Annotated in this window: 3 protein-coding genes; 2 read left to right on the top strand and 1 reads right to left on the bottom strand. The window is 45.1% G+C overall.

Translation table 11 applies throughout. The annotated features are described in order from the left end of the window. Nucleotides 1-158 precede the first annotated feature (158 nt). Nucleotides 159-1,193, bottom strand: a complete 1,035-nt coding sequence (locus QUB70_RS31830) for a serine/threonine-protein kinase (RefSeq protein ID WP_332985784.1) — start codon at nucleotides 1,191-1,193, stop codon at nucleotides 159-161. Between the two features lie 135 nt (nucleotides 1,194-1,328). Here QUB70_RS31830 and QUB70_RS31835 point away from each other — a divergent pair, with 135 nt between their 5' ends. Both QUB70_RS31835 and QUB70_RS31840 read left to right on the top strand, forming a co-directional pair. After that, nucleotides 1,329-1,910, top strand: a complete 582-nt coding sequence (locus QUB70_RS31835) for a COP23 domain-containing protein (protein WP_332985785.1) — start codon at nucleotides 1,329-1,331, stop codon at nucleotides 1,908-1,910. 609 nt (nucleotides 1,911-2,519) lie between these two features. Then, nucleotides 2,520-3,644, top strand: a 1,125-nt coding sequence (locus QUB70_RS31840) for a tetratricopeptide repeat-containing S1 family peptidase (RefSeq protein WP_332985786.1), incomplete at its 3' end; no start/stop codon positions are given.

The following is a 3,644-nucleotide window of genomic DNA, read 5'->3' on the forward strand; positions in this document are numbered from 1 at the left end:
ACTGAATCTGTCTTGAATGCCCGTTCTGGTCGGATTCCTCCTTCTCTTCTGCCACGCTAACCCCGTGAACTTCTACCTTAATTCCGCAATCGTTTCTTGTTAAAATGCTGTTCGTCTTACCGCTGAGCGGTCACTAATTTAGCCGTTTTTCTGGTCAATTACCACTTCCATTTTTCAGTTGGTTCAGGAGAAGCAGTCGGCTGTGGTGAGGGAGAAAATTGGTTAGCAGCAACAGCCATGATAGTTATCGTTACCAGTCCTAAACTGATTACACTCATTCCTAGTTTCGCTGGCAGGGGTAACTTGGATAAAAAATTGAGAAAATTGAATTTTGGGGCACGGGAAACTACCGTACTTGAGAGGGAAGCCGAAATAATTCCTTTAATATCTTGTAAAGCTGCCTCGGCTGACGGATAACGATCCTGATAACGATATCGGATCATTTTGTCTAACACTGTTGCTAAATTTGAGTTGATTGATACTCGATTTCTCCAAATTACTTCGAGGGTGTTCTGGTCTTTTGGTAACTGCTCAGGAGATACCCCTGTTAAAGCTTGAATGCCTACCATTCCCACTGCATAAATATCGCTGGCTAATTTGGGGTGGCCGTTCATTTGTTCCGAAGGCATATAGCCCTCTGTGCCGATGGGAATTGTTGGATTTGTTGAGGCTTGGGTATTTTGTAGCTGAGTGCCAATTTGTTTAACGGCTCCAAAGTCGATGAGCATAATTTTACCATCTGACTGCCGCCGCATTAAATTTGATGGTTTGATATCGCGGTGAATAACTCCTTGCTGGTGGACAAAACTCAGCACTTCTAAAATGTCGTGCAAGAGGTGCAGCACCTCATGTTCGCTCAGGCACTTTCCGGGGGTGATTTCTTGTGTGAGATCGTGACCTACAATCAATTCTTGGACGAGGTAGAAATCTCCATTTTCCTCGAAGTGGCTGAAAAGTTCGGGAATGCGATCGTTCGTTCCTAATTTGTACAGCACTTTTGACTCAGTTTCAAACAGCCGCCGAGCCGTTTGCAGCACAAAAGGGTCATTAGAGTCAGGATTTAGGAGCTTCAGGACTCGCTGGGGATAGTCGGGCAGATGAATGTCTTCGGCGAGATAGGTCTCCCCAAACCCTCCTTTCCCCAATAAATTAATAACCCGGTAGTGTCCGCCGAAAATTTGTCCTATAATCATAGTGCAATCATGAGGTTGATTTTATTTTGACATAAAGCTCAGCGAAATGCTCAGCAACATAGTGTTAGCGTTACCATAAAAATCTGCATGGGAATTTATTTTTAGGGAACAGGTAAATGTATGATTACAAAGCGTATGACTACAAAAACAAAGTGGCAAATTCCGCAAAAGTGGGGACTCGTTCTTTTGCTCTTGGGGATGGCTGGGTGTTCGGCATCAACAGCTTCTAGCCCGGACAAAGTGAGTCAAGCTGCTGGGGAGTCTACTACTTTTGAGTGCGTGGAGCAAGGCGGCGGCTGGGCGACTGTTGCCAAAAGGGGTAAGGATGTTTCCCCATCTCCTCTGATTAGCTGGAATACCCCGGAATTTGGTCCGGAGTACACGCCGGAAAAACGCTGCCAAATCGTCTCTACTAGGTTAACGAATATCGTGGCTAAGAATGGGGGATGGTTGGGTGGCTTGGATTTGACGGCTGGAAAGGTAGAAAATGGTTCTACAGTTGTTTGCTTAGTCAACCAGCAGCCAAGAAGCTGTAATCTTGGCAATATGCTGTTTACCCTTAACGAGCAAAATGCCAAGAACCCTAGTCAAGTTCTGACAACGATTACGAGGTTTGCTGAAGGGAAAGCAACTAACAGCAATGTTGCTGAAAGCAAGGACATTCCCCAGTCTATCCCGTTGGAAGTTTTGGTGAATCGCTCATTTGATAAGCGTTGAGCAAGGATATAGCCTTGAGCAGCAACAGTGCGGTAGGCTGGGATTTTTCGTAATTGGTAATTTAGGACTTATTTATGGGTGGCCAGAAACCGGGTTTTTAAGCCAAAATACTTGCCAAAAACCCTCAATCTCGGTGAAAAAACCCGGTTTCTTAAGCCTTGTGTGTGAGCCATGTAATTGCTAGCCCTTTATCACGAAAATTGAGAAGTGCTATAGCACGAGGCCAGATCCCCCTAAATCCCCCTTAAAAAGGGGGACTTTGATGGTATCTCTCGTTTATAGCCGAGGCCAGATCCCCCTAAATCCCCCTTAAGAAGGGGGACTTTGATATTGTATCTCTCGTTTATAGCCGAGGCCAGATCCCCCTAAATCCCCCTTAAAAAGGGGGACTTTGATATTGTATCTCTCGTTTATAGCCGAGGCTAAATCCCCCGGATAGTCGGGGAGTAGGGGTTGACTTTGAGAAAGCTCTTGTCCCCCCCTTCTTAAGGGGGGTTAGGGGGGATCTGGCCTCGGTAGTAAACAGCAGTCTGTGACTAGGTTTGACGTTAATTTGACACCAATGCCTTTAGCGATTGTTAGGAAAAATATTAGTTAAAGCTGATTATTATGATCCGTAAATTCTCCCTCATTATTGCCCTTGGGTTAGTAGTTGGCGGCTGCTCACAAATTCCGATATTTGGTTCTACCCTCTCCTCTGAACAGGTGGGAAAAATAGCGACAGAAATCACTGTGATGATTGATGGCTGTACTGCGGGATCGGGGGTAATTTTCCAGAAGGAGGGCAATACCTATTCTGTCCTCACTGCTCATCACGTTGTTAAGGATAAGATTGATAAGACTGGCAATTGTCTGATTTTCACGCCAGATGGAGAGCGGTATCCAGTCTCTAATCAGGTGACAGTACCTATCGAGGGTGTGGATTTAGCAGTGGTGACGTTTGAAAGTAATAAAATTTATAAATTGGCAGAGTGGGGAGACTCAGAAAAAGCAACGGTTGGTAAAGTTGTGTATGTGGCTGGTGCTCCGGCTCCGACTGAAGCCATACCTAGAACTGTTCTCAGACCGAAAGGAGAAATCATCGGCAGAGTACCCCAACCTTTTGAAGGGTATGCCTTGATTTATGATAATAACACCAGTGGCGGGATGAGTGGCGGGCCAGTGCTGAATGAAGAGGGCCGGGTGATTGGTATTCATGGTAAGGGAGATAAGCAAGAGGGGATTGATACGGGGCGAAAATTGGGGATTCCTCTTCAATTTTTCTTAAAGCCTGAGACGGCTAAAGGTAATCAATCTCATCCGACTGATGCTAATACTTATTACAGCCAAGCTGTTGCTTTTTCAGAGCAGGGGGATGATCACGGTGCATTGGCTAATTTTGAGCAAGCTATTAAGCTTGATCCTAATTATGCCGAGGCCTACTTTGGTCGGGGTAATACCTACGATAAGTTAGAGGAACAAGAGAAGGCTATCGCCGATTATACCCAAGCAATTCAGCTTAATCCTAAAGATGCTAAAGCCTACGAAACCCGTGCTTTTATATATTTACCTTTAGGGGAAAAACAGAAGGCGATAGCCGATTTTACCCAAGTGATTAAGCTTAAGCCTAACCATGCTCAAGCCTATTCTCAACGGGGTGATGCCTACTCAATATTTCGGGAAAAACAGAAGGCGATAGCCGATTTTACCCAAGTGATTAAGCTTAAGCCTAACCATGCTCAAGCCTATTCTCAA

The sequence above is a fragment of the Microcoleus sp. A003_D6 genome (assembly GCF_036702825.1).
Taxonomy (GTDB): domain Bacteria; phylum Cyanobacteriota; class Cyanobacteriia; order Cyanobacteriales; family Microcoleaceae; genus Microcoleus.

Coding starts and splice junctions, on each gene's coding strand:
- QUB70_RS31835 (WP_332985785.1), top strand. CDS start 1,329: ATGACTACAAAAACAAAGTGGCAAATTCCGCAAAAGTGGGGACTCGTT.
- QUB70_RS31830 (WP_332985784.1), bottom strand. CDS start 1,193: ATGATTATAGGACAAATTTTCGGCGGACACTACCGGGTTATTAATTTA.